At 63.6% G+C, this 25,320-nt stretch carries 30 protein-coding genes; 17 read left to right on the top strand and 13 right to left on the bottom strand.

Translation table 11 applies throughout. The annotated features are described in order from the left end of the window. Positions 1–60: 60 nt before the first annotated feature. Positions 61–414: a type II toxin-antitoxin system HicB family antitoxin gene (locus ACODRW_RS02415; protein WP_081544270.1), complete on the bottom strand. Its 354-nt coding sequence runs from the start codon at positions 412–414 to the stop codon at positions 61–63. Beyond that, positions 411–650, bottom strand: coding sequence for a type II toxin-antitoxin system HicA family toxin (locus ACODRW_RS02410; RefSeq protein WP_259043236.1), 240 nt, complete (start codon positions 648–650; stop codon positions 411–413). The genes ACODRW_RS02415 and ACODRW_RS02410 overlap by 4 nt, the downstream gene beginning before the upstream one ends. A gap of 439 nt (positions 651–1,089) precedes the next feature. Between ACODRW_RS02410 and ACODRW_RS02405 the strand changes: the two genes are divergently transcribed. Together ACODRW_RS02405 and ACODRW_RS02400 are read left to right on the top strand one after the other, a co-directional pair. Next, positions 1,090–1,383, top strand: a complete 294-nt coding sequence (locus ACODRW_RS02405; protein WP_158274225.1) for a DUF1484 family protein — start codon at positions 1,090–1,092, stop codon at positions 1,381–1,383. Positions 1,384–1,579: 196 nt separating this feature from the next. Continuing rightward, the gene (locus ACODRW_RS02400) at positions 1,580–2,182 is read left to right on the top strand and encodes a MarC family protein (RefSeq protein WP_019100349.1); all 603 of its coding nucleotides are present in this window, start codon (positions 1,580–1,582) and stop codon (positions 2,180–2,182) included. A gap of 25 nt (positions 2,183–2,207) precedes the next feature. Here ACODRW_RS02400 and ACODRW_RS02395 read toward each other — a convergent pair whose 3' ends face one another. Next, on the bottom strand, positions 2,208–2,933 hold the full coding sequence (locus ACODRW_RS02395) for a substrate-binding periplasmic protein (RefSeq protein ID WP_488905113.1): 726 nt from the start codon (positions 2,931–2,933) through the stop codon (positions 2,208–2,210). A gap of 239 nt (positions 2,934–3,172) precedes the next feature. Here ACODRW_RS02395 and ACODRW_RS02390 point away from each other — a divergent pair, with 239 nt between their 5' ends. Together ACODRW_RS02390 and ACODRW_RS02385 are read left to right on the top strand one after the other, a co-directional pair. Continuing rightward, positions 3,173–4,507: a dicarboxylate/amino acid:cation symporter gene (locus tag ACODRW_RS02390; protein ID WP_227106888.1), complete on the top strand. Its 1,335-nt coding sequence runs from the start codon at positions 3,173–3,175 to the stop codon at positions 4,505–4,507. 125 nt (positions 4,508–4,632) lie between these two features. Then, positions 4,633–5,223 carry a thiol peroxidase gene (locus ACODRW_RS02385; protein ID WP_199225794.1) on the top strand — a complete coding sequence of 197 codons (591 nt, stop codon included), beginning with the start codon at positions 4,633–4,635 and terminating at the stop codon, positions 5,221–5,223. A gap of 73 nt (positions 5,224–5,296) precedes the next feature. Here the strand turns inward: ACODRW_RS02385 and ACODRW_RS02380 are convergent, their stop codons facing one another. The 3 genes from ACODRW_RS02380 to ppsA all read right to left on the bottom strand — a co-directional run bounded on the left by ACODRW_RS02380 (position 5,297) and on the right by ppsA (position 8,639). Continuing rightward, complete coding sequence (locus ACODRW_RS02380; RefSeq protein WP_488905112.1) at positions 5,297–5,644, bottom strand: NirD/YgiW/YdeI family stress tolerance protein; 348 nt, start codon at positions 5,642–5,644, stop codon at positions 5,297–5,299. A gap of 49 nt (positions 5,645–5,693) precedes the next feature. After that, the gene (locus ACODRW_RS02375) at positions 5,694–6,116 is read right to left on the bottom strand and encodes a hypothetical protein (protein ID WP_146176563.1); all 423 of its coding nucleotides are present in this window, start codon (positions 6,114–6,116) and stop codon (positions 5,694–5,696) included. 135 nt (positions 6,117–6,251) lie between these two features. After that, positions 6,252–8,639, bottom strand: coding sequence for a phosphoenolpyruvate synthase (ppsA, locus tag ACODRW_RS02370; protein WP_107798125.1), 2,388 nt, complete (start codon positions 8,637–8,639; stop codon positions 6,252–6,254). Positions 8,640–8,961: 322 nt separating this feature from the next. Between ppsA and ppsR the strand changes: the two genes are divergently transcribed. The 5 genes from ppsR (at position 8,962) to ACODRW_RS02345 (ending at position 12,604) form a co-directional block, all read left to right on the top strand. Further along, positions 8,962–9,786, top strand: a complete 825-nt coding sequence (gene ppsR, locus ACODRW_RS02365; RefSeq protein WP_048415701.1) for a posphoenolpyruvate synthetase regulatory kinase/phosphorylase PpsR — start codon at positions 8,962–8,964, stop codon at positions 9,784–9,786. Between the two features lie 333 nt (positions 9,787–10,119). Continuing rightward, positions 10,120–10,419: a hypothetical protein gene (locus ACODRW_RS02360; RefSeq protein ID WP_486636534.1), complete on the top strand. Its 300-nt coding sequence runs from the start codon at positions 10,120–10,122 to the stop codon at positions 10,417–10,419. 227 nt (positions 10,420–10,646) lie between these two features. Next, complete coding sequence (trpS, locus tag ACODRW_RS02355; RefSeq protein ID WP_488905111.1) at positions 10,647–11,669, top strand: tryptophan--tRNA ligase; 1,023 nt, start codon at positions 10,647–10,649, stop codon at positions 11,667–11,669. A 72-nt stretch (positions 11,670–11,741) separates the two neighbouring features. Then, entirely contained in the window at positions 11,742–12,047 is a 306-nt protein-coding gene (locus ACODRW_RS02350; RefSeq protein ID WP_107798122.1) for a chorismate mutase, read from the top strand. A gap of 92 nt (positions 12,048–12,139) precedes the next feature. Next, positions 12,140–12,604, top strand: a complete 465-nt coding sequence (locus ACODRW_RS02345; RefSeq protein WP_107798121.1) for a CreA family protein — start codon at positions 12,140–12,142, stop codon at positions 12,602–12,604. 44 nt (positions 12,605–12,648) lie between these two features. On the opposite strand, the gene ACODRW_RS02340 is transcribed toward ACODRW_RS02345, so the two are convergent. Genes ACODRW_RS02340 through mltG form a run of 7 tightly spaced genes read right to left on the bottom strand, consistent with a single transcriptional unit; the run spans position 12,649 to position 17,710 of the window. Beyond that, a complete protein-coding gene (locus tag ACODRW_RS02340; protein WP_488905110.1) occupies positions 12,649–13,425 on the bottom strand; it encodes an MBL fold metallo-hydrolase in 777 nt (258 codons plus the stop codon). 24 nt (positions 13,426–13,449) lie between these two features. Next, positions 13,450–13,842: a hypothetical protein gene (locus tag ACODRW_RS02335; RefSeq protein WP_474455652.1), complete on the bottom strand. Its 393-nt coding sequence runs from the start codon at positions 13,840–13,842 to the stop codon at positions 13,450–13,452. Positions 13,843–13,856: 14 nt separating this feature from the next. Further along, positions 13,857–14,627, bottom strand: a complete 771-nt coding sequence (locus ACODRW_RS02330) for a TatD family hydrolase (protein WP_227106878.1) — start codon at positions 14,625–14,627, stop codon at positions 13,857–13,859. Positions 14,628–14,675: 48 nt separating this feature from the next. Further along, positions 14,676–15,050, bottom strand: a complete 375-nt coding sequence (locus ACODRW_RS02325; RefSeq protein WP_048416050.1) for a PilZ domain-containing protein — start codon at positions 15,048–15,050, stop codon at positions 14,676–14,678. Between the two features lie 19 nt (positions 15,051–15,069). Next, positions 15,070–16,083 (bottom strand): DNA polymerase III subunit delta', encoded by a 1,014-nt coding sequence (locus tag ACODRW_RS02320; RefSeq protein ID WP_488905109.1) that lies wholly within the window; start codon positions 16,081–16,083, stop codon positions 15,070–15,072. Next, a complete protein-coding gene (tmk, locus tag ACODRW_RS02315) occupies positions 16,083–16,718 on the bottom strand; it encodes a dTMP kinase (protein ID WP_488905108.1) in 636 nt (211 codons plus the stop codon). The genes ACODRW_RS02320 and tmk overlap by 1 nt, the downstream gene beginning before the upstream one ends. Further along, entirely contained in the window at positions 16,718–17,710 is a 993-nt protein-coding gene (gene mltG / locus ACODRW_RS02310; protein ID WP_107798116.1) for an endolytic transglycosylase MltG, read from the bottom strand. Before mltG ends, tmk begins: the two co-directional genes overlap by 1 nt. 198 nt (positions 17,711–17,908) lie before the next feature. On the opposite strand from mltG, the gene ACODRW_RS02305 reads away from it, so the two are divergent. From ACODRW_RS02305 to ACODRW_RS02270, 8 genes are all read left to right on the top strand, one after another. Further along, the gene (locus tag ACODRW_RS02305) at positions 17,909–18,586 is read left to right on the top strand and encodes a DUF3313 family protein (protein ID WP_488905107.1); all 678 of its coding nucleotides are present in this window, start codon (positions 17,909–17,911) and stop codon (positions 18,584–18,586) included. Positions 18,587–18,692: 106 nt separating this feature from the next. Next, entirely contained in the window at positions 18,693–19,373 is a 681-nt protein-coding gene (locus ACODRW_RS02300) for a DUF3313 family protein (protein WP_107798114.1), read from the top strand. 58 nt (positions 19,374–19,431) lie between these two features. After that, on the top strand, positions 19,432–20,160 hold the full coding sequence (gene modA, locus ACODRW_RS02295) for a molybdate ABC transporter substrate-binding protein (RefSeq protein WP_107798113.1): 729 nt from the start codon (positions 19,432–19,434) through the stop codon (positions 20,158–20,160). Then, positions 20,157–20,831, top strand: a complete 675-nt coding sequence (gene modB / locus ACODRW_RS02290; protein ID WP_107798112.1) for a molybdate ABC transporter permease subunit — start codon at positions 20,157–20,159, stop codon at positions 20,829–20,831. Before modA ends, modB begins: the two co-directional genes overlap by 4 nt. Before the next feature lie 264 nt (positions 20,832–21,095). Next, positions 21,096–21,359 carry a hypothetical protein gene (locus ACODRW_RS02285; RefSeq protein WP_107798111.1) on the top strand — a complete coding sequence of 88 codons (264 nt, stop codon included), beginning with the start codon at positions 21,096–21,098 and terminating at the stop codon, positions 21,357–21,359. A 170-nt stretch (positions 21,360–21,529) separates the two neighbouring features. Then, on the top strand, positions 21,530–23,011 hold the full coding sequence (fliD, locus tag ACODRW_RS02280) for a flagellar filament capping protein FliD (RefSeq protein ID WP_488876971.1): 1,482 nt from the start codon (positions 21,530–21,532) through the stop codon (positions 23,009–23,011). 92 nt (positions 23,012–23,103) lie between these two features. After that, positions 23,104–23,802, top strand: a complete 699-nt coding sequence (locus ACODRW_RS02275; RefSeq protein WP_488905106.1) for a FadR/GntR family transcriptional regulator — start codon at positions 23,104–23,106, stop codon at positions 23,800–23,802. A gap of 71 nt (positions 23,803–23,873) precedes the next feature. Then, positions 23,874–25,145 carry a CynX/NimT family MFS transporter gene (locus tag ACODRW_RS02270; RefSeq protein WP_253313788.1) on the top strand — a complete coding sequence of 424 codons (1,272 nt, stop codon included), beginning with the start codon at positions 23,874–23,876 and terminating at the stop codon, positions 25,143–25,145. The last annotated feature ends 175 nt before the right edge of the window (positions 25,146–25,320 follow it).

Below are 25,320 nucleotides of genomic sequence, written 5' to 3'. Positions count from 1 at the left end.
GGCTCGCCGTTTTTCATGGAGCACTCCCGCGGAGTGCCCCAAGATTGAACCATGCGGTGTTTAAGCCGTTTTGAGGTCCATGGCCTCCGCCCGCTCCTCGATCGCCGCCTCCACCCATTCGTTCAAGCTCTTGGACTCGGCCGACGCCGCTGCCGCCGCCATTTCATGCAAGCGCGGCGCAATGCGCACATTGAATTTTCCCGAATAGGTTTTAAGAGGCTGCAGCCCCTTCTCGCGGCATGCGTCCAGATACACGCGCAGCGATATTTCGGCTTCTCGTTTGAGGCTTGCGACATCGCCTGCATAAAAATCCGCTCCGCCGCTCAAGCCCAGAAACTCGCCGCGAAACATGTCGATTTCCGGGTCATAGCTGATCACAGCTCGGTAGCCTTCAATCTGTAGAATATTCTTCATGGTGTCACCCCGTTGGTTTCCAGCCATTTTCTAATTGCGGCCACCGCTCCCTTGTCCGTATCCGGAGAAGGATGGGGCCGATGAAACACCCTCACCACACCGAATAAGGCAACGCAGATACGCGATCCTTCGCGCTCCTCGATCTCCGCGCCAAGCTCCAAAAACAAAGCCTCAATATCGCTCCACCGGATATTGGCGCTGACTGGACGCGTGAAGATCAACTGCAAGGTGATCAAGTGTTTTCGTTTCACACTCAATTGGTACCATAAATCAGTACCAAAATCAATGTCATCGGATAAGACCGACAACACAGCACAGCTGGACGCTGCCGCTTGACCCCACCCAGCCCATCGGCAACAATCGCCGCGTGCCGTTTCACTTAACGGCGCTTGGGCTTAGCAGCCAAATTGGAATTAGGGCGGGCGCCGCTGCTTAGCAGCCGCGTCCGGAATGCCATTGTCTTGCCATCCGGCGGGCCGTGGCGGGGAGGCCTAGTGCCTGCCGGTTCCCTTTTTCCCGGTCTGCTAACCTCGTCACGCGCCTGCCTGCCCGTTTAGCAGCGAGCAGACAAGCAGGCCACGAAAAAGGAGCGTTCCCCATGTTGGTTCTACCCTTGTTCAGCTATCCCCCGCCCCGCGACACGCCGGCCCGCGCCCCGCTTCCGGAGGCTCAGTCATGAATCCCGTCCCCAGCCTCATCGAACTAGACCGCCTGATCCAACAGCTGCACGCGCAGCGCCTCTGCGAACCCGAACTGGAACGGCTGGCGCAATGTAGCCGACACGTCCACGACATCTGTCACACCGCCTCGCTGGAGTTGGGCCAGATCAGCAGCGCGCTGGCCGGACTGCTGACGCTGCTGGACCAGTCCGAGATCGAACATCTGGCGCGCGAGCAGATGTATTGTCTGCTCGAGCCCTTCGCTCGTCGTTTGCAACAAGCTTATGAAGCCTTGCAGGAACTGAGCTGATCTCGTCAACGCCCGCCAGCCCTGCCTGGCGGGCAGACTGAGGCGGCAAGCCAAACGAATAAAACCGTCGCAATCCGGACTAACCCATTCGGCATCGCCGTGAGATAATCCCGCCCGGACGCGCGCTTAAAAATCCAGAGCCTTACGCACAGGGCCTGCGCGCCATTGACACCACTCAACGCTGCAAGCACACACCATGCAAACCTCTTTCCTGTCCGCCACCGTCCTGCTGATCCTGATCACCGATCCGCTGGGCAATATTCCGCTGTTCATCGCCGCGCTCAAGCAGGTCAAGCCGGAACGCCGCCGCCGCGTGGTCTACCGCGAATGCCTGATCGCCTTCCTGGTGCTGTCCGCCTTCATGTTCTTTGGCCGCAACTTCCTGGACCTGATGCATCTGACCGATGATTCGATGCGGGTGGCCGGCGGCGTGATCCTGTTCCTGATCGCCATCAAGATGATCTTCCCCGGCGAGGGCAGCGTGTTCGGCGGCGACAAGATGCACGGCGAGCCCTTCATCGTGCCGATCGCCGTGCCGCTGATCGCCGGCCCGTCGGCGATGGCCACCGTGCTGCTGATGTCCACCCGCGAGCCGGAGCGGATGCTGGAATGGCTGGGCGCCCTGACCATCTGCATGCTGGTGACGCTGCTGGTGTTTCTGTTTTCCGGCAAGCTGCAAAAGCTGCTGGGCGAGCAGGCGATCACTGCGCTGGAGCGGCTGATGGGCCTGGTGCTGACCGCGATCTCGATCGAGATGCTGCTGGGCGGCGTGGCGTCCTACATCAAACAATTCCACTGAGCTTCGCGCTCCTAGGCGGCCCAGCCTAACGGTAATGTTTGCGCAGCGTGTCCACCACGCCGTCGCGCTGCATATTGAGCAGCGTCTTGTTGAGCTTCAGCACGATGCGCTCATCCATTCCCGGGTTGCAGGCCAGATACATCTGCACCGTGTTGAAGCTGAACAGCAGTCGGATGGGCAGCCGGTTGGCGGAGGCGATGTAGGCGCCGCTGAACTCGCCGCTGGCCCAAAAGTCGATATGGCCGGCCACCAGCTTTCTGGCGTTCAAATCGTCCGCTCTCGCCAGCTCCAGCTTGAAACCCAGATCGGCCAGATACTGCGACATCCCCGAGCCCTTGTAGCTGCCTATGGTGAAGCCGCGCGCGTCGTCCAGCGCGGCCACCCCCGCCGGGCTGTGAGGGCCGGCGAACAGGCTCCAGGAGTTGCTGACCAGCGGCCCCACCCATTTGAACTGACTCTCCCGGCTGGGCGTGCGCGAAGTCGAGTAAACGCAGCTATTGTCTTCCTGCTGGGCGATGGCGTAGGCGCGCAGCCAGGGCAGCAACTCCATGCTGTACGGGATGCCCGCGCGCTGGAACATTTCGCGCAGGATGTCGGTGGACAAGCCGCCGATCTTGCCCTCCTCCAGCGCGATGTTGAACGGCGGGTAATCCTCGGTCAGCAAACGGATGCGGGGCGATGTCGACTCCGCCCGGCCGCAGACGGCGAGCGCGCCCAGCAACAGGGCGGCGTGGACAAAGGCGAGCTTCATGGCGGCATACCTCCCGCGGAATTCTGACGACGCGTCTTACCAAGCATAGAAGCTGACGGCTGGCCAACAGCGGCGATTTACTTCGTGTTGGGGTTATCCCGCATAGGGATATCGGCAATTCGTCCCCGCGCTTCCTCTTGCTAGCATCCGCAATCATGGGCCGTTAAGAGCCCGCTTTTGATTGCATAACAACTTCGGCCCGCCCCGAGCCGAAGTCAGACAACGCTACAGGGACCGCGATGCAGACCAAAACCCCCCTCTACCAGCGCCTTTATTTCCAGGTGCTGCTGGCCATTTTCCTCGGCGTGATGCTCGGCGCCTTCGTTCCCGATCTGGGCGCGAAGATGAAGCCGCTGGGCGACGCCTTCATCAAACTGATCAAGATGATGATCGCCCCCATCATCTTCGCCACCGTGGTGGTGGGTATCGCCAAGATGGGCGATATGAAGGAAGTGGGCCGCGTGGGCGTGAAAGCGCTGTTCTACTTTGAAGCCGTCACCACGCTGGCGCTGGTGATCGGCCTGGTGGTGGTCAATGTGCTCAAGCCCGGCGCCGGCCTCAATGTGGACCCCAGCACGCTGGACGCGCACTCGGTGGCCAAGTACGCCGCCAACGCCAAGGAGATGAGCAGCATTGATTTCCTGATGCACATCATTCCGGATACGGTGGTGGGCGCGTTCGCCAACGGCGAAATCCTGCAAGTGCTGACCTTCTCGGTGCTGCTGGGCCTGGCGCTGACCAAGATGGGCGACAACGGCAAGACCATCGTCCACATCCTGGACGAGTTCTCCCATGCTTTGTTCGGCGTGATCAATATGCTGATGAAGCTGGCCCCCATCGGCGCCTTCGGCGCGATGGCCTTCACCATCGGCAAATACGGCGTGGGTTCGCTGAAACAGCTGGGTTTCCTGATGCTCTGCGTCTACCTGACCTGTTTCGCCTTCGTCTTCGTGGTGCTGGGCACCATCGCCAAGCTCAACGGCTTCAGCCTGTGGCGCTTCCTGATTTACATCAAGGAGGAGTTGCTGCTGGTATTGGGCACCTCTTCGTCCGAGTCCGCGCTGCCGGGCATCATGAAGAAGCTGGAAAACCTGGGCTGCTCCAAACCGGTGGTGGGCATGGTGATTCCCACCGGCTACTCCTTCAATCTGGACGGCACCTCCATCTATCTGACCATGGCCGCCATCTTCATCGCCCAAGCCACCAATGTGGAGCTGACGCTGGCGGAGGAGCTGGGCCTGCTGGGCGTGCTGCTGCTCACGTCCAAGGGCGCGGCGGCGGTGACCGGCGGCGGCTTCATCACCCTGGCCGCCACGCTGGCCACGCTGGGCGGCAAGCTGCCGGTGTCCGGCCTGGCCCTGCTGATCGGCATCGACCGCTTCATGTCCGAGGCCCGCGCCATCACCAATCTGATCGGCAACGGCGTGGCCACCATCGTGGTGGCGCGCTGGGAGAAGGCGCTGGACGAAGAACGCATGCGCCGCGTGCTGGCCGGCGAGCCGGTGCTGCCGGAGGAGCCGGCCGTCGCGCCGCTGCCGGCGCAACTGGCCGCCGCGGAAGCCGCCCGGTCCTAAGCTTTTGTTTTCCCAGCCCTTACAGCCTGCGTTCGCGCAGGCTTTTTTTATGCTCTTAGCACAGCGGCGGCTTGATTTTGCCGCTGCGTGGTCCACGATAGAAGCATGGGCATTGGGAGACGAGAATGAGCGACTTCATGTTGCAATACGGCGATGAGTTGTTGCCGGTGGAGGGGGACTTTCCCGAAGTGGGCGCCTATCTGCCCAGCTTCATGCTGGTGGGCGACGGCAAGCAGGACGTGTCGCTGGAAGGCCTGGGCGGCGTGCCCAAGCTGATTTTGACCCTGCTGTCGCTGGACGAATACGAGCATGGCGGCCAATACCTGCTGCAGGAGACGCGGCGTTTCCTGGAGCGCTGGCCGCAAATCAGCCTGGCGGTGATCACCGTGGATTCGCCGTCTTCTCTGGCGCGGGCCCGGCGCGAGCACGGCCTGCCCCACGTCACCCTGCTGTCCACGCTGCGCGGCCGCGATTTCCACAAACATTACGGGGTGCTGATCCGCGAATATCCGCTCAGCGGCTACACCGCGCCCGCCCTGCTGCTGGCCGACGGCAGCAACACCATTCATTACGCCGAGCGGCTGCGCAACACCCAGGATCTGTTCGACTTCGACAAGATCAACCACTTGCTGCGCGAAGCCGAGGAACAGGCGCTGGAGGCGCAGCAGGAACTGGAGCATGAGGAGCAGTTGAAGGACGAAGGGCCGTCACAGTAAGCCCCCAATAACGACACGGGCCCGGCCTGCTTGCGCAGCGCCGGGCCCGTTCGCGTTGCAGGGGGACAACGGTTTACGGCAGCACTTCCACCAGCTTGGCGTCCACCTTGGTCGACGTCAGTTCCTTGTCCACTTCGCCGACGATGCGCAGCTTGCTGTTCTGGTCGATCTTTTGCGCCGGCAGGCGTTTCTGGCTGATCTTCACCGTCATGGTGCCGGTGGCGTCGCGGAATTCGTAACGCTTGTGGTCGATCTGACGAACGATCTTGCCTTCCAGGGTGACCGGGGTGTCGTCGGCGGCTTTCTGCGCGGCGGCCACAGTGGTGACGGCGGCCGGCACGCCGGGGCCGGCGAATTCCGCCTGGGCGGCGAAGGGCAGGGACAGCGCGGCGGCGGTGAGCAGAACGGTGATGGTTTTCATGTTTGGACTCCTAGTGTGTTGTCGATGTCTGGATTACAACACGGCAGCCTTAACCGAAACTTAAAGCCAGCTTGTCGCCCAATACGCGCCGGGAAGGCTCCAGATCCACCGCGTAGCCCTGCTTGGCCAATTGCAGCCTATCGCCGTAGTGCCGGCCTTCGGCCTGAATCCGTTGTTCAATGCCTTGCAAGGATTGCTTGAGCGCCGCGCCCAGGCGATCCAGCTTCCCATCCAGCTCCGCGCCTTGGCGATTATTGAATTGCCGGCTGCCCGCGACAATGGCGCCCCAGCGCTGGCAATCGGCGCGCAAAGCGCCCAGATCCGGATACACGCCTTGTTCCAACGCGCGATTGGAGCAGGCGGTCAGCACTTGGGCCAGCGCGGAGGCCTCCTTGGCCGGCCTGGCGTCCAGATAACGCGGGATGACGATGTCCAACGAGGCTTTGACGGGAGTGCTACGAAATAACTGCATGACGGGCTTCCTATTGGCGTTCATGAATCGATGCGCTCAAGCATAGCCCCGCGTCCGCGCCCGCCGCTTGCAAGAAGCGCCGGACAAAACAAAACCGCCCGGCAAGCGGGCGGTTTGAAAGCGGTGAAACAGGGATTAGCTGTTCAGTTCACGCGCCAGGTACAGCCAGGTTTCCACCACGGTGTCCGGGTTCAGGGACACGGTTTCGATGCCCTCTTCCACCAGCCACTTGGCGAAGTCCGGATGGTCCGACGGGCCTTGGCCGCAGATGCCGATGTACTTGCCCTGCTTGCGGCAGGCCTGGATCGCCATGTGCAGCATGACCTTGACCGCTTCGTTGCGCTCGTCGAAGGTGGAGGCGATCGGGCCGCCGGAGTCGCGGTCCACGCCCAGCGTCAGCTGGGTCATGTCGTTGGAGCCGATGGAGAAGCCGTCGAAATGCTGCAGGAACTTGTCGGCCAACACGGCGTTGGTCGGCAGTTCGCACATCATGATCAGGCGCAGGCCGTTTTCGCCGCGCTTGAGGCCGTTGGCGGCCAGGATCTCCACCACTTGCTCGGCTTCGGACAGGGTGCGCACAAAGGGAATCATCACTTCCACATTGGTCAGACCCATCACGTCGCGCACTTTTTTGATGGCGCGGCATTCCAGTTCAAAGCAATCGCGGAAGGATTCGGCCACATAGCGGGCGGCGCCGCGGAAACCGATCATCGGGTTTTCTTCGTGCGGCTCGTACAGCTGGCCGCCGATCAGGTTGGCGTACTCGTTCGACTTGAAGTCGGACATGCGCACGATGACCTTTTTCGGATAGAAAGCCGCGGCCAGGGTGGACACGCCTTCGGCGATCTTGTCCACGTAGAAGTCCACCGGGCTGGCGTAACCGGCGATGCGGTCGCTGATGGTGGCTTTCAGATCCGCCGGCAGCTTGTCGAACTCCAACAGCGCTTTCGGGTGGATGCCGATCTGACGGTTGATCACGAACTCCATGCGCGCCAGGCCCACGCCTTCGTTCGGCAGCTGCGCGAAGTCGAAAGCTAGTTCCGGATTGCCCACGTTCATCATGATCTTGACCGGGGCCTTGGGCATTTTGTCCAGTTCCAGGTCGATCACTTCCACGTCCAGCAGGCCGTCGTAGATATTGCCGGTGTCGCCTTCGGCGCAGGACACGGTCACCTGCATGCCTTCGGACAGCACCTGGGTGGCGTCGCCGCAGCCCACCACGGCCGGGATGCCCAGCTCGCGCGCGATGATGGCCGCGTGGCAGGTGCGGCCGCCGCGGTTGGTGACGATGGCGGCGGCGCGTTTCATTACCGGTTCCCAATCCGGGTCGGTCATGTCGGTCACCAGCACGTCGCCCGGCTTGACGCGATCCATCTCGGACGCGTCCTTGATGGTGCGCACCACGCCCTGGCCGATCTTCTGACCGATGGCGCGGCCTTCGCACAGCACTTGCGATTTGCTGTTCAGGCGGTAGCGGCGCAGGGTGTCCTTGCGGTCTTCCTGCGACTTCACCGTTTCCGGACGCGCCTGCAGGATGTAGAGCTTGCCGTCGTGGCCGTCGCGGCCCCATTCGATGTCCATCGGGCGGCCATAGTGCTTCTCGATGATCAGCGCGTATTCGGCCAGTTCAGCCACTTCGGCGTCGCTGATGGAGAATTGCTGGCGCTCCGCCGGGGACACGTCCACGGTCTTGACCGAGCGGCCGGCTTGCGAGGCGTCGGTGAACTCCATCTTGATCAGCTTGGAGCCCATGGTCTTGCGCAGCACCGCCGGACGGCCGGCTTTCAGCGTCGGCTTGTGCACGTAGAATTCGTCGGGGTTTACCGCGCCCTGCACCACGGTTTCGCCCAGGCCGTAGGACGCGGTGATGAACACCACGTCGTCAAAGCCGGATTCGGTGTCGATGGTGAACATCACGCCGGCCGCGCCGCAGTCGGAACGCACCATGCGCTGCACGCCGGCGGACAAAGCCACTACGTCGTGCTCAAAGCCTTTGTGCACGCGGTAGGAAATGGCGCGGTCGTTATAGAGGGAGGCGAAAACGTGTTTCATCGCATCCTTGACATTGTCAAGGCCGCGGATATTCAGGAAGGTTTCTTGCTGGCCTGCGAACGAGGCGTCGGGGAGGTCTTCTGCGGTGGCGGAGGAACGGACTGCAACGGAGATGTCGGCGCCGCCGGCATCGGCCACCATCTGATCCCAGGCCTCTTTGATATCGGCGTCAAGCTTGGCGGGGAACGGGGTATCGATGATCCATTGCCGGATTTCCTTGCCGATTCGGGCCAGTTCGCTGACATCGTCGATGTCCAGCTTGGCCAGCGCGGCGCTGATCTTTTCGGCCAGGCCGTTGTGCTGCAGAAAATCCCGGTAAGCCTGCGCCGTGGTGGCAAAGCCCCCCGGGACGCGAACCCCGGAGCCAGCCAGTTGGCTGATCATTTCACCAAGGGAGGCGTTCTTGCCGCCTACCTGCTCCACATCGGTCATGCGCAGTTTCTCGAACCAGATGACGTAGTTCTCAGCCATCACTTCACTTCCTGTGTTGGATTGGGACGATAGGGCCGCATTCTAGCCGAATTACGTGCCAGATGCGTAGCGTCTTTTGCAGCGCAACACGGGTTTTCGGCCGAACGAGGACAAGCATTGCAACAGAATCAATAAGTTGACGGACATTCCTGATGAAAATGATTGTCAAAACCGTGTAATTTACGCACTACATGATTGGCCGGCTCTCGCCGCGGGTTTCTTCGCGGCCTTTCAGAGTATAGAATCCCTTGAACCCCGGGCGCCCCAGCAATGCGCGGCAGGCGCGGTTCCGGCCTCGTTCACTCGCAATACAGGTGTTTGCATGCCCCACCATCTCCGCTCCGCCTTCTTCGTTTCCGATCGCACCGGCATCACCGCCGAATCGCTGGGGCACACGCTGCTGACCCAGTTCGACACCGTGGAATTCAAGCGCGAGACCATTCCCTTCGTCGACACCGTGGAAAAGGCGCAGGCGCTGGCCGAGGTCATCCGCCAGGTGTCGGAAACCGATCACCTGAAACCGCTGGTGTTCACCAGCATCATCAACCCGGACGTGCGCAGCGCGCTGCAGGTTGAGAACGCGGTGATGATAGATTTCTTCGATACCTTCATCGGCCAGTTGGAGCAGGAAATCGGCCAGCGCGCCTCGCTGAGCGTGGGCAAGGCCCACGGCATGGTCAACGAGGAGAAGTACGATCACCGCATCGAGGCGGTCAACTTCTCGCTGAACCACGACGACGGCGTCAAATTGAAGGATCTGCACGAGGCGGACGTGATCCTGGTGGGCGTGTCCCGTTCCGGCAAGACGCCGACCTGCCTGTATCTGGCGCTGCAATACGGCATCCGCGCCGCCAACTACCCGCTGACGCCGGAAGACCTGGGCAGCCCGACCTTGCCCAAGCTGCTGCTGCCGTTCAAGGACAAGATCTTCGGCCTGACCATCGATCCGGCGCGCTTGCATCACATCCGCTCCGAGCGCCGGCCGGACTCCAAATACGCCAGCATGGACAATTGCCGCCGCGAGGTGAACGAGGCCGAATCTATGTTCCGCCACCACGGCGTGCCCTTCATCAGCACCACCCACAAGTCCATCGAGGAAATCGCCTCCACCATCATGCATAAGGCGGCGCTGGGCCGACGCTTCTAAGCACCTGTTCACTGCCTGCCGCGCTTCGTGAGACGCGGTGCGGTGGGCGCCGCTTCGAAATGCTCACGTAGCACCGATACATTCCGCTTCCTCAGCGGTTTTCCCTTGTCTCGCTTCTTGCTCGCGAGACTTTGAACCGACGCAAAGCCCAGCCTTCAAGCTCCGAAAACAGCCGGCATCGTCCGGCTTTTTTCATGCCGTCGCGCTACTTCGCCCACAGCCAATATCCATATAGCACTTTGTTTATTATCACTTTTTTACAATTCAGGCCGGAACATATAGCAAGCAAGCGCTCTCCAACAGGCATCTTGAATCCACTGCCGGACTATTCCGATGCATATCGTCGCCATCGCCGCCCCGCCCAGATCCGCCGTCTCGCCGTTGAAGGAAGTGGGCGCCGTCGCTGCCAAGACCGACAGCCGCGCCGCCGCCAGCGACCCGCGCAAGGAGATGGCGGAGTTCCTAGCCCCTCATCCGCAATCTCCCGCGCTCAACGGGGACGCCCCGCCCCGCGGCGAGTCTTTCGAGCGGCTGCTGCGCCAGGCCCAGAGCGCGGTCGGACGCAAGGACGCTTCCCCTTATTCCGAAGACCCGATGCCGCCGGCCGGCAGCCTGCTGCACGTGGTGGCGTGAACGCGGCACTTGACGCTGCTTTGCCCGCCGTGCTCTGATAAAGCCCATGAACTACGCAACCGCATCCGCAACCTTCTTTTGGTGGTGGCGCCTGAACTAAGGCGGCGCCGGCGTTTGCATACCCAAAACCCGGAAGCTGCCGATACGGCGGCATAGGGTTTCCAGCAGTACTCCTCCCCCCGGATCGGCAGTTTCCAACAAGCTCAAGCTTACTGGAGACCACTGTTATGAATCTGGACAGCATCACAGCCAAAGACATCATCCTGACCGGCGACCGCACCACCGGACAATTGCATCTGGGCCACTACGTCGGCTCGCTGCGCAACCGCGTGATCCTGCAAGACCGTTGCCGCCAGTTCCTGCTGCTCGCCGATGCCCAGGCGCTGACCGACAATATGGGCAACTATCTGAAGGTCCGCGACAATGTGCTGCAAGTGGCGCTGGATTATCTGGCGGTGGGCATAGACCCGGAGAAAAGCACCATCTTCATCCAGAGCCTGGTGCCGGAGCTGACCGAGCTGTCTTCCTACTATCTCAATCTGGTCACCGTGGCGCGTCTGGAGCGCAATCCCACCATCAAGGACGAGATCAAGCAGCGCGGCTACGAGCGCGACATCCCCGCCGGCTTCCTCACCTACCCCGCCGCCCAGGCCGCCGACATCACCGCCTTCAAGGCCAGCATCGTGCCGGTGGGCGAAGACCAGATTCCGATGATTGAGCAGACCAACGAGATCGTGCGCCGCTTCAACGGCAGCGTGGATCGGGCGGTGCTGGTGGAAGCGCGGGCGGTGGTGCCGGAGCAAGGCTCGCGTCTGCCCGGCATCGACGGCAAGGCCAAGATGTCCAAATCGCTGGGCAACACCATCACTTTGTCCGCCACGCCGGACGAGATCCGTCAGGCGGTGAAGATGATGTACACCGACCCCAATCACCTGCGCGTGGCCGATCCGGGCCAGGTGGAAGGCAATGTGGTGTTCACCTATCTGGACGTGTTCCATTCCGACACGGAGCAGGTGGCGGAATGGAAGGAGCATTATCGCCGCGGCGGCCTGGGCGACACCGTGATCAAGAAGCAGTTGGAAGAATGCCTGCAGACCTTGCTAGAGCCGATCCGCGCCCGCCGCGAGCAGTACGCGCGCGATCCGGCGGCGGTGATGGCGATGCTGAAGACCGGCACCCAGCGCGCGCGCGAAGTGGCGGCAGCCACGCTGGCCGAGGTCAAGGCAGCGATGGGCTTGAACTACTACTAAGAGCCTTTTTACGATCTGCTGCGCGTCGGCGAGACCGCGTTGAAAACACACTCTTTAAGAGGAGAGCACCGCATGGAACAAGTCTACCAATGCCAAAATCTGGAAGAGGTGCGCGGCCAGATCGACCGCATCGACCGCGCGCTGGTGGCGCTGATCGCCGAGCGCGGCCTTTACGTGCGCCAGGCGGCGGCGTTCAAGCACAGCCGGGAAGAAGTGGAAGGCGGCAAACGCGTCGATCAGGTGATGCGCCGCGTCGAGCGTCTGGCCGGCGAACTGGGCGCCGACGCGGCGCTGACCGCGGCGGTCTACCGCACGATGATAGAGTACTTCATCGCCGATGAAATGGCGGCCTTCCGCGCCAAAGCGGCTGCCGATTGAGGCGGAGGCCGGCTTTCCCTACAATCGCTTCCATCCGCTGACCGCCGGCCGCCCTCCGCGGCCGGCGTTTTTCCCGCGGCCGGAGAACCTGAATGAACAAGATTGCCCTGTTGCTGCTCGCCTGCCTGACCGCGCCCGCGATGGCCGAGGAAGTGGGCGAGGTGTCCACCACCTTCAAGCTGCTCAGCCCCAACGACAAGGTGGTGGTGGAAGCTTTCGACGACCCGGCGGTGCAAGGCGTGGCCTGCTATATCTCGCGCGCCAAGACCGGCGGCTACAAGGGCGCGCTGGGCCTGGCCAAGGACCCGTCCCGCTTCTCGGTGGCCTGCCGCCAGGTGGGCGCGATCAAGTTCTCGCGGCCGCTGCCCAAGCAGGAGCAGGTGTTCAAGGAAGGCGCGTCCTTCATCTTCAAGCATGTGCGGGTGGTGCGCATCGTCGACGCCAAACGCAATACCCTGACCTACCTCAGCTATTCCGACAAGCTGCTGGACGGCAGCCCGGACAATGCGCTGACCGCGGTGGCGGTGCTGGATCAAAAGATCCCGCTGCAACCCTGAAATAAAAGCGATTGATTATTAACGATTTCTTTGCATGACGGGCATCAGCTAAACGGCAGCTCAACGCGCAAGCCGTCATAGCCGACCTCCACGCCGGGCGGACATTCGGCGCTGAGCGCGCCGAATTCCAGCCGGTGGGTCATATGGATCAGCACCGTGCGTTTGGCGCCGATGCGCTCGGCCCAGGCAAAGGATTGCCGCACGCCGAGGTGGGACGGATAGGGGTCGTGGTTCAGGCAGTCCAGGAACAAGAGCTTCAGCCCCTGCAACAAGGGCAGGCTGCTGTCAGGGATGTCCGACACGTCGGTCAGCCAGGCCATGTCGCCGACGCGCCAGCCGAGGCAAGGCCAGGAGCCATGTTGCAAGGGCACGGGCGTCAGCGTGACGCCGCCGCAGTCCACCGGCCCATCCACCTGCTGCGGCAGCAGCACCGGCTTGTCCCACATCTTGGACGGCGGCAGCAGCGCGTAGTCGAAACGGCTCTTGATATTGTCCAGGGTGAAGGCGTTGCCGTAGAGCGTGATCGGCCCCTTCTTCACGTAGCAGAAGGCGCGCAGGTCGTCGATGCCGTTCAGGTGGTCGGCGTGCGGATGGGTGTACAGCACCGCGTCCACCTGGCTCAGGCCTTCGCGCAGCGCCTGCTGCCGCAGGTCCGGCCCGGTGTCGATCAACAGCCCCTGGCCGGCCGCCTTGATATAGGCGCTGGCGCGGGTGCGGCGATTGCGCGGATCCGGCGAACGGCAGGTAACGCAGTCGCAGCCTATGGCCGGCGTGCCGGAACTGGAGCCGCAGCCCAGGATGGTGACTTCAAGCGAACCCAATGGCGTTTCCCAAGTAATAAGGCATCAGCGGCAGCGCTCGGGGCGCTCCGCCTTCTCGCGCACCCAGCCGCCGTCGCAGCGGACATTGCCGTCGGCGTCTTGCTGGCAGCCGCCGCGCGGCTGCTTGGCGCAATACGGATTGCCGTCGCGCGACAGCAGGCAGGCGCCGGGGCCGGCGTAAGTGACGCCGTTGGCGCGCACCACGCCGCCGCCCGGATAAGGCGAGCACAGCACGTTGCCGAATTCATCGATCGCGCATTCGCCCTTGCCGCACATCGCCTGTCCGCGCTGCACCAGGGCGATGCCGCCGTCTTCGGAACAATAACTGCGTCCGTTCAGATTGACGCAATTGGCCCAGGCCTGGGCCGATATCAATATGGCCAGCAAGGCCAGCCCGGACAGCAAGATTCGCTTCATGCGCTTTCTCCGCTTCAACGGCTGGCCTTGGAGAACAGCCGGAAAAAGTTATCGCTGGTGACGCGCGCCACCTCTTCCACCGCCATGCCGCGCAGCTCGGCGATGTGCGCGGCCACATGGCGGACATAGGCCGGCTCGTTGACCTTGCCGCGATACGGCACCGGCGCCAGATACGGAGAATCGGTTTCGATCAGCATCCGATCCAGCGGCACTTTCTGCGCAACTTCCTTGACCTGGGCCGCGTTCTTGAAGGTCACCACGCCGGAGAAGGAAATGTAGAAGCCCAGCTCCAGCGCGGCTTGCGCCACCTCCCAGGTTTCGGTGAAGCAATGCATCACGCCGCCGCACGCCTCGGCGTTTTCTTCCCGCATCAGGCGGATGGTGTCCTCGGCGGACTCGCGGGTGTGGATCACCAGCGGCAGGCCGACGCGCTTGGCGGCGCGGATATGGGTGCGGAAGCGTTGATGCTGCCATTCCAGATCGCCCTTGCACCAGTGGTAGTCGAGTCCGGTTTCGCCTATGCCCACCACCCGCGGGTGCGCGGCCAACGCCACCAGTTCGTCCTCGCTGTACTCTTCCGCCTCCGGGTCGTCCGGATGCACGCCCACGGTGGCGTATAGATTGCCGTGGCTCTCCGCGAGTTCCAGCACTTGCGGATATTTGGGACGGCTGACGCCGATCACCAGCGCGTGGCTGACCTGGTTGGCCTGCATATTGGCCAGCACTTCCGGCATGCGCGCGGCGAGGTCGGGAAAATTGATATGGCAGTGGGAGTCGATAAACATATTTGCGTCAATCAGGCTGCGGCGCGCGGATGCGCGCCGCTAAAACAATCACATGGTATGAGTGGGCCGACTGGAGTTGAGCACGCCGCTGAGCAGGGCCTCGATCTTGTCCTTGGCCTGCTTGCCGGCGTCGCCGGCGACGAACTCGACGCCGACGCCCTGCACCCGGCTGTTGTTGGCGCCGGCCGGCGTCAGCCACACCACCTTGGCTTGCACCGCGATGCGCTGCGGGTCGTCCATCAGGGTCAGCAGCAGGAACACCTCCTCGCCCAGCTTCATTTCCTTATTGGTGGGAATGAAGATGCCGCCGTGGCGCACAAAGGGCATGTAGGCGGCGAACAGCGCGCTGCGCTCCTTGATGTGCAGGGACAGCACCCCGGGACGGTTGGGATTCAGGTCCGGGCGAGTGGCGGAATTGTCCATACTTGGCTAACCCTCTGTGTCAGGCGGCCTTGCCGCTGGCGAATATCTTCAGATAGTCCATCAGCACCGCTTCCAATTGCAAGCGCGTGTTCAAGGTATGCTGGCCGAACGGCGCCAGTTGGTTGAGTGTCTGCTGACACGCCATCAATTGCGCGATGTCGGCGCGCGCCGCCAGTTGCTGCAAGGCGCGCTCCTGATCTGGATAATAGCGGACCAAACCGGCCAGTCTCAAACTCGCCAGATCATGCAGCCACTTCATCAGCCAGCCTATGGGCAGCAACAGCGGCAGTTTCTGCTTGTCCACCGCCTCCGCCAGCTGCAACACATTGGCGAAGCTGGGCTGGCCCAGACCCTGGACGAACTGGCTGCGCAGCTTGGCCAAAGCCGGATCGTGGTCGAACAGCGGCGCGCCGCCGTTATGAGCCAGTTCCAGTTCCGCGTCCGCCACGCCCTGCTCGCGCAGCCAGGCCAGCGCCTGGGCCTGGTGCGGCCGCGTCAGCGGAAACTGGCGGCAACGGCTGCGTATGGTGGGCAGCAAGCGCTGCGGCGCATGCGCCACCAGCAGGAACAGCACCTCGGCCGGCGGCTCTTCCAGGATTTTGAGCAAGGCGTTGGCGGCGGCCGGATTCAGGCTTTCCGCCGGTTCCACCAGCACAATGCGCCGGCCGGCGCGATGCGCGCTCAGGTGGGCGAAATCGATCACATCGCGCACCGCCTCGATCTTGATCACCGGCAGCTTGCGGCTGACTTTCTTGCCCTCGGCGCCCTCCTTGCCTTCCTCGTCCTCGTCGCCCAGCGGCGACAAGCGGCGGAAGTCCGGGTGGGTGCCGTGCCGATACCAGCGGCAGGCCTCGCATTCGCCGCAAGGCTGGTGGCCGGCCTGCGGGCGTTCGCACAGCAGCGACTGGGCCAGGTGTTCGGCGAACTCCAGCTTGCCGATGCCGGCGGCGCCGGTGAACAGCCAGGCATTGGGCAGGCGTTCGCGCTCGGCGTTCAGCCGGGTCCAATCGCCTTCTTGCCAGGGCAGCAGCATCACGCGGCCTCCAGCAGTTTTTTCAGGCAGGCCGCGATGTCGACCTGGATCTCGGCGATGGAGCGGCTGGCGTCCAGCACCGCGAAACGCGGCTGGCCGGCGGCGCGGCGCAAATAGGCTTCGCGCACGCGCACGTGGAAATCGGCCTTCTCCTGCTCGAAGCGATCCAGCTGCCGGGTCTTGGACATGCGCTCGGCCGCCACTTCCAGCGGCAGGTCGAACAGCAGGGTCAGGTCCGGCTGCAAACCGTGCTGCACCCATTGTTCCAGTTCGGCGATGCGCTCGAACGGCACGCCGCGACCGCCGCCCTGGAAGGCGAAGGTGGAATCGGTGAAGCGGTCGGACACCAGCCACTGGCCGGCGGCGAGCGCGGGCTCGATCACGCTGTGCAGCAATTGCTGGCGCGAAGCGAACACCAGCAGGGTTTCCGCGTCCAGCGAGGCCTCGGTGTCCACCGCCAGCAGCAGCTCGCGGATTTTCTCGCCCAAAGGGGTGCCGCCCGGTTCGCGGGTGAATACGGCGTCGACGCCGTGTTGCGCCAGCCAATCGCGGATGAAGGCCAGATGGGTGCTTTTGCCGGCGCCGTCTATGCCTTCCAGGCTGATGAAGCGGCCGCGTTGCTGCTCTAGCGCCATTACTGTCCTTTCTTCAAGATATATTTGCGCACCGCCTGATTGTGTTCGTCCAGCGTTGCGGAGAAATGCGAAGTGCCGTCGCCGCGAGCGACGAAATACAAGGCCTTGGTTTCGGCCGGATTGGCCGCCGCGTCCAGCGCCGCCTTGCCGGGCAAGGCAATGGGCGTGGGCGTCAGGCCGGCGCGGGTATAAGTGTTGTAAGGCGTGTCGCGGCGCAGATCGGCCTTGCCTATCTTGCCCTGGTACAGGCTGCCCATGCCGTAGATCACCGAGGGATCGGTCTGCAAGCGCATGCCCTGCTTCAAGCGGTTGACGAACACCCCCGCCACCATTGGACGGTCGGCGTCTTCGCCGGTTTCCTTCTCAATCAGGCTGGCCATGATCAGCAGCTCGTAAGGCGTGCGGTAAGGCAGCTCCGGTTTGCGCGCCGCCCAGGCCGCTTCCAGCCGCTGCTGCATCGCGCCGAAGGCCTGGCGGTAGAGCTCCGCGTCCTCGGTGTCCGGCGAAAACAGATAGGTGCTGGGGAAGAACAGGCCTTCCGGCTTGGCGTCGCCGAAGCCCAGCCGCCGCATGATCTCCTCGTCGCTCCAGTCCTTGGCCGTATGCTTGATGTCGGGGTTGCGGTCTATCGCCTGGCGGAATTGGCGGAAGGTCCAGCCCTCGATCACCGTCAGGCTGGCCTCGTCCGGGTGGCCGTCGGCCAGGCGGTTCAGGATGTCCAGCATCGATGCCTGACCGTCGAAACGATACAGGCCGGCCTTGATCTTGCGGTCCACGCCTTGCAGGCGGGCCAGGGCCACCATCACCTGACGGCTGCGAACCACGCCCTCCTGCTCCAGTCCCCGCGCCACTTGGCTCAGGGTGCGGTTGGGCCCCACGGTCAGCTTGTAACCGGCTTCCGGCAGGCCAACCGGAATCAGGACCACCCAAACCAGCCAGGCACAGCCCAGCGCAAGGCACAGCAAGAACAGGCGAAACAGAGTTTTCATCATTTGACGGGAAGCATGAGACAGCGCAGCGGGACGATCGCGCATGATACCAGACAAGCCGGCCTGACCGACATGTCAGGCCCGCCCCCCGCAATCAAGCAAAGTTTGCGCCAAATCAACTGTCCACCTTTCCATTTTGCATAGTTTTGCTCGCGTTCTATACCTGATTAAATGGACTGCTTAAATGATGCGAGTCTTTTCATGAAGCCATTCTTCAATCTGGGATGCGCATTGGTGGCCTGGACGGCGCTGGCCAGATTGGCGGCAGTCCGGCAGACCGACAGGGATTTATGGCGCCTGCCGATGGACGCTTTCCGACAAGGAGGGCATCCGCAGCAATTGACTTACCAGCAATCCCCCGCTGCGCTGAACGGCTACCACGCGCTGATCGTGGAGCCTTTGCTGCTGTTGAACCGCCAGCAGGACGGCGGCTGGCAGCTGCTGCAAACCGCGGAACAGGAAAACGCCAACCAGATCATGCGCCGCCAGGTGGCCGCGCTGCTGCAGGCCTGGCCTATCGCGCTGACCGACGTGGCCACCGCCGGCGTGCTGCGCTTGCGCATCGCGGTGGCCGCGCGTCAGTCTCGGATTGCCCAGGACAGCCAGCCGCTGAACAGCAGCCACGTGGCGCTGCAACTGCCTTGCATGGCTTCCAATATAGAACCCTATCTGCAACTGGTGTCCTCGGTGTCCCAATTGGAAGACGCGCTGGGACGGGGCGTGGTCGCCGGCGGCGTCACCATGCAGTCGCAAGCCGAAGCCGCCTCCGGCGACGAAGACGACGGCTGGCGGCAGCTGCTGACCCAGGACTGGTCCCCGCTGCTGCGCCAACAACTGGCGCCGGCGACGCGACGCGGCGCGGCCTCGACGACGCGATAAGCCGCATGAAGACAGTCCGCCCCGTCACAAAGTCGCAACAATATAGAGGGAACGCCGCTTGGCGGCCGCAGTCCATCTCCCACGCAATCTCCACTGAGCCCGCACGATGAAACCATTCTTTAAACTCGCCTGCGCGCTGATGGCTTCCGCCTTGCTGGCCAATATCGGCCACGCCGGGGAGCCGCCGGAGAATCTGGTCCTGCTGCCCAGCGAAGCCTTCCATCCCAACCCTGAGCATGCCGGCCAGGTGCTGTACCTGCAGCCCGGCGTCGATCTGAAACGCTATCACGGCATCCTGATCGAGCCGCTGATTTTCCTGGGCCGCCAAGCGGACGGCCAATGGCTGGCGACGGCGGCGGACGAGCACAACCGCCTAGACGCCTGCTACCGCAACAGCCTGGCCCGGGCGCTCTGCCGCGAGGGATTGCCGGTGGCCGCCGCGCCCGGTCCGGGCATCGCCCGGCTGCGCGTGGCGGTGGGCGACATGCTCAGAGAGCTGGCCGGCCCCAAGGAACGGCGCCCCGTGAAGACCGCCCTCAATCTGGCGCGCTTCGCCGACGACATCGATCCCTATCTGGCCCAGGTGTCCACCGTGGGCCAGCTGGAAGACTCCGAATCCGGGCTGCTGCTGGCCGGCGGCGTCAATCTGCTGGGCAAGGACATGGACCTCGCCAACGCGCAACCGTCCAATGCGGAATGGCTGCAACAGCGCGTCGACCTTTGGAGCAGCCACCACGCGCGGCAGATGGCCCAGCATCTGGCGGCGGCTACGTCGTTTGGGGAGTAGGCTAGCGCCCAGGCTGGCGGCATAATGGTCGCCTCATCTTCTTGTCAGAAAGCCGACCATGCCGCGCAAACTACTGAGTTTCTTGCTGTTGTTGTCCCCGCTGTTCGCCGCCGCCGACACCGTCACCGTGGCGGTCGCCAGCAATTTCCAGCAGACGCTGGACAAGATCGCGGTGGAGTTCAAGGCCGCCAGCGGCCATGACATCAAGGCCAGCGGCGGCGCTTCCGGCAAGCTCACCGCGCAGATCCGCCAGGGCGCGCCCTTCGACGTGTTCCTGTCCGCCGACGACGAACGCCCGGCCGAGCTGCTGCGCGACAAGATAGGCAAGCCCGACAGCCGCTTCACCTACGCCATCGGCAAGCTGGCGCTGTGGAGCAAACAGCGCGACGACGCCGGCGAAGCCGCGCTGCGCGGCGGCAACTTCAACAAGCTGGCCATCGCCAACCCGGCGGCCGCGCCCTATGGCCGCGCGGCGATGGAAACCCTGACCGCGCTCAAGCTCGTCGACGCGCTCAAACCCAAGTTCGTCACCGGCGACAATATCAGCCAGACCATGCAGTTCGCCCAGGTCGGCGGCGCCGACTTCGCCTTCGTCGCTTACGCGCAGCTGCTGGAACAAGGCATCTCCGACCGCTACTGGCTGGTGCCGGCCAAGCTGCATCAGCCGATACGCCAGGACGCGCTGCTGGTGCGCGACACGCCGGCGGCCAGGGCCTTCCTCGCCTTCCTCAAGGGCGACAAGGCGCGCGCGCTGATCAAGAAAGCGGGCTACGACTTCGCGCAATGATGGCTTCCGAATGGGCGGCCATCGCGCTGACGCTGCGGCTGGCCGCCATCAGCACCCTGATCCTGCTCCTGCTGTGCGTGCCGCTGGGCTGGTGGCTGTCGCGCACGCGTTCGCGCCTCAAGCCGGTGATAGAGGCCGGCGCGACGCTGCCGCTGGTGCTGCCGCCCACGGTGCTGGGCTTCTATCTGCTGGTCGCCTTCGGCCCGCACGGCCCCATCGGCCAGCTGACCGCCTGGTTGGGCTGGCCCGGCCTCGCCTTCACTTTTCAAGGGCTGATCATCGCCTCGGTGCTGTACTCCTTGCCCTTTGTGCTGCAACCGCTGATCGTCAGCTTCAACGCGGTGCGGCGCGAGGAAATCGAAACCGCGATGGTCTTGGGCGCCAACCGCTGGCAGCGGCTGACCCGCGTCATCCTGCCCAGCTGCCGCTCCGGCGTGCTGGCCGCCGCCAGCATGGGCTTCGCCCACACCGTGGGCGAATTCGGCGTGGTGCTGATGATAGGCGGCAATATCGAAGGGGAAACCCGGGTCATTTCCATCGCGCTGTACAACCACGTGGAACAGGCCGACTACGCCAGCGCCCACCGTCTGGGCCTGCTGCTGGTGCTGTTCGCCTTCTCCACCCTCGCCCTGGTCTACCGCCTCAACGCGCGCCAGCGCCGCTACGACTAAGACCCGCTCGCAAAATTCCGGATCCTGCCTTGCGCCCGACGGGCGCTGCCTGCGTCGGCGCGCCTTGGCTCAGCTTCCCCAAGAGGCTCTCTTAGCGGTTCTTAAGGGGCCGCGAATCCGGCCGCGTTTACTGACAATGCTGACATCTATCGATGCAAACCGTTACATGACGTCAACAAAACGCAGTGTTCATGCGCTATAACTTGGAGTATCGTTTTTCTCGCCCGTCATGGGCCCGACAACCTGTGCTACCAAGGATGAATCATGCGCAAATACCTGATGATCGCTGTTCTGGCCCTGACTTCCGCCAACCTGGCGCTGGCTGACGCCGCCTGCGACGCCAAAGCCGCCGAGAAGAAACTGGCCGGCGCCGCCAAAAGCAGCTTCCTGAAGAAATGCGAGAAAGACAGCGCCGCGGCCAACGCCCAGAAAGCCTGCGACGTCAAAGCCGCCGACAAGAAACTCGCCGGCGCGGCCAAGGCCAGCTTCGTGAAGAAATGCGTGAAGGACGCGGCTCCGGCCAAGTAAGCCCCCTCCCCGGCGGCCTGTCCGCCGGGACAGCCCGCTCGCCGGCAAGTCCCTGATTTTTCGCCTACACTGAGATGTGGCAACAGGGATTCTGCGGGTGAGCCATGGCAAACAATATCCTTGGAAATTACAATCCGCTGTTATCGCTTTTCGGCAATAACAACCAACTCTTGAGCGGTTTATTGGGCTCCTCGCCCATTGTGCCGCTGATCCGGAGCAGCAACAGCTCGCCAAGCGCCGGCACCGATCCCAATGTGGTGCTGATTTCCGGGCTGGGCCAATTGCTGTCCAGCCTGAACATCTTCCAAGACAGCCTGCAACAGATCTATTCCCCGTACGCGGTCAACAACTCCATCAGCGGCAGCAGCAGCAATCCGTCGGTGGCCAGCGTCTCCACCGCCGCCGGCGCGCAAAACGGCAATTACAGCGTATCCGTCTCGCAACTGGCCCAGGCTCACAGCGCGGTCACCGCCTTCACGCTGCCGGACACCAGCAGCACCACGGTGGGCAGCGGCAGCCTGACCATCAAGACCGGCAGCTACGCCTACACATCGTCCACCTCGGCCAGCAGCTTCACGCCCAGCGGCAGCTCGGCCACGCTCTCCATCAGCAACGGCACGCTGTCCAGCATCGCCACCGCCATCAACGGCTCCGGCGTCGGCATGGTGGCCAATATCGTGCAGAACGCCTCCGGCAATTATCAATTGCAGATCAGCGCCGCCCAGACCGGCGCCAGCAACAATTTCCAGATCCTGGTCAGCGACAACGACGGCAACAACACGGATCAGAACGGCTTGTCGCGCTTGGCTTTCGACCAGACCCAGGCGGTGGGCAGCGGGCAGAATCTGACCCAGACCCAGGCCGCGCAAAACGCCAACTACCTGATCAACGGCGCCTCCGGCTCCAACGCCGGCAATAGCGGCATCTCGCTGGGCGCCTCGGTATCCATGGACTTGCTGTCCACCGGCAGCACCAATATCTCGGTCAAGCTGGATCTGAACGGCCTCAACGGGCAGGCGCAATCGCTGGCCGACGCCTTCAACACCCTGCAAGGCAGCCTGAACGCGCTGCTGGTCAGCGGCGGCCTGCTCAGCCGCGACCCCATCGCCAAGCAATTGGCCAACAGCATGAACCAGCAGGCCGGCGCCAGTTACAGCAACGGCAGCTCGCTGCTGGTCAAGCTGAACCAGATCGGCCTCAATTTTCAATATCCGCAGCAGTTCGGCCAGATGGGCAGCCTCAGCCTGAGCAACAACAGCCTGCAAAGCGCTTACAGCGGCGACTCCCAGGGCGTGGCCAATCTGCTCTACACCGCCGCCCGGGCGCTGAACTGGCTGGCCAACAGCTACGCCTCCTATGGCAACGGCACCATTCCGCAAACCCTGACCGCCTTGCAGAAAATGCAATTCAGCCTGCAGCTGCGGCAGTCGGCCACCCCGACGTCCAACACCGTCCCCGCCAACCTCGCCTCCTTGACCGGCAACCAGTCCGGCACCATCCAGCTGAGCGCGCAGCAGATCAGCGCGCTATCGCTGTACGCGATGGTTTACTCTCTGGGCGCGCCCTATGCGGTCAACTCCCAGATTCTGAACAACGGCCTGGGCCTGTCCGGCAACGGCAACAGCGGCAACGGCATCTCCACTTATGCATGATTGATATTTGCTATTTGTTTTTCATCTAGCATTGCCTGCGCCGTATTGTCTCGTTAAAATTCATCGGATGATTGGATGAATAAGGAGGCCGCATGCTGGCGCTGCCCTATAAACGCTCGCTGGTCGACATCGCCGTGGAAAACATCGCCAAACGTCTGGCAGACGGCGACTGGCCGATAGGCGCTCGCATTCCCACCGAACCGGAACTGGCGGAGCAGCTGGGCGTCAGCCGCAACACGGTGCGCGAGGCGGTGCGGGTGCTGCTCTACGCCGGCCTGCTGGAGGTGCGCCAGGGCGACGGCAGCTATGTGCGCGCCACGGTCAACCCCGGCGAGGCGATGCGCGCCATCAGCCGCGCCAGCCTGCGCGAGCACTTGGAAGTGCGCTGCATGCTGGAGGAAAGCGCGGCGCGGCTGGCGGCCGGCCGCTGCCCGGAAGCGGATCTCAGCGCGATAGCGGACGCGCTGGCACGGCGCGGAGAACGCCTGCCGCAGGAGCCGCTGGAGGACTTCATCGAGCGGGATCTGGAATTTCATCTCGCCATCGCCAACGCCAGCGGCAACCAGGCTTTGGCCGAGCTCTACGCCTATTTTTCGCGCGCGGTGCGCCAGCACGTGCAGCAATCCATCCTGGACGAGGCCTTGCCGGACCCGGACCTCGCCGCCCACCAGGCCATTTACGAAGCCATACGCCAGCGCCGGCCGGACGAGGCGGCGCGCGCCGCCGCCGCCATCACCCGCCCCTTGCTGGAGGCGCTGGACCGCTTGCTGAATCGCTCCAACACGGAGTAAGCCCGATTTGAGCCGGCCCCCAGGCGCGGGGAGCCGGCTCCGACAACAACAAAAGCGCAGAAGGAAAACCCATGTCCACACCCAAATCCATGCCGGATCATCTGCCGGTTGAAGACACGCTGATCGACGCCGAGATCGACGACGCCGGCGTGCAAAGCCAGCGCCCCGCGCTACACCGTCCCTGGCTCTTGCTGCTGGGCCTGATCCTGGTCGGCGTCAATCTGCGGCCGGCGCTGTCCAGCCTGTCCCCGGTGCTGCACGACGTCGCCGCCAGCCGCGGGCTCAGCGGCCTGATGGCCGGCCTGCTCACCACGCTGCCGGTCGCTTGCCTAGGCGTGTTCGGTCCGCTGGCGCCGCGGCTGGCCCGCCTCTGGGGCAGTGAAAAGACCATCGCGCTGATTCTGGTGACCCTGGCGCTGGGCATTTTGCTGCGCACCCAGTTCGGCCAATTCGGCCTGTTCGCCGGCTCGGCGCTGGCCGGCGCCAGCATAGGCATCATCGGCGTGCTGCTGCCCGGCATCGTCAAGCGCGACTTCCCCGCCCAGGTCAGCCTGATGACCGGCGTCTACACCATGGCGCTGTGCCTGGGCGCGGCGCTGGCCGCCGGCCTGACCGTGCCGGCGATGCGCTGGATGGGGAACAACTGGCAGGGCGCGCTGGCGATCTGGGCGAGCCCGGCGCTGCTGGCGCTGTTGGTGTGGTGGCCGCAGACGCGGAGCCGGCAGGCGTCCCACCACGGCCAATGGCTGGTGCGCGGCCTGCTGCGCGACCCTCTGGCCTGGCAGGTGACCTTGTTCATGGGCCTGCAGTCCTCGATGGCCTACATCGTGTTCGGCTGGCTGCCGTCCATTCTGATTGACCGCGGCGAGACCGCGCTGCACGCCGGCCTGCTGCTGTCCATCTCCATCATGGTGCAGGTGCTGTCCTCGCTGCTGGTGCCGGCCCTGGGACAGCGCTGCCGCGACCAGCGGCCGCCGATCGCCGCCACCGTGGCGCTGGTGATCAGCGGTCTGCTGGGCATGCTGTTCGCGCCGACCGACAGCCTGCTGTTCTGGGCAGTGCTGCTGGGCCTGGGCCAGGGCGGCCTGTTCAGCATGGCGCTGAGCCTGCTGGCGCTGCGCTCGCCGGACCCCCATGTCGCCGCCCATTTGTCCGGCATGGCTCAGGGCGTCGGCTACGCGCTGGCCTCGCTCGGCCCGCTCAGCGTGGGCCTGATCCGCGACCAGACCCACGCGCTGTGGCCGCTGGGCCTGTTGTTCTCGCTGATCTCCGCCGCCACCTTCGCCATGGGCATGCTGGCCGGGCGCAAGCGTCTGGTGCAGGTGGAGTCGCGTCCGCTCTAAGAACCTGTTTACGATCTGCTACGCGTCGTGGAGCGTTACACGGTGAGTACGGCTTCAAAATGCTCATGTACCGTGTGTACACTCCGCTTTTTCAGCCGTTTTCGCCTTGTCTCGCCCTTGCTCGCGAGATCGTAAACCGGTTCTAAGCCATCCGCGGACCAAACAAAACCCCGGG

The organism is Chromobacterium sp. FG89 (genome assembly GCF_057808735.1).
The sequence above is the reverse complement of the archived record's forward strand: the minus strand, read 5'-3'. Positions and strand labels throughout refer to the sequence as shown.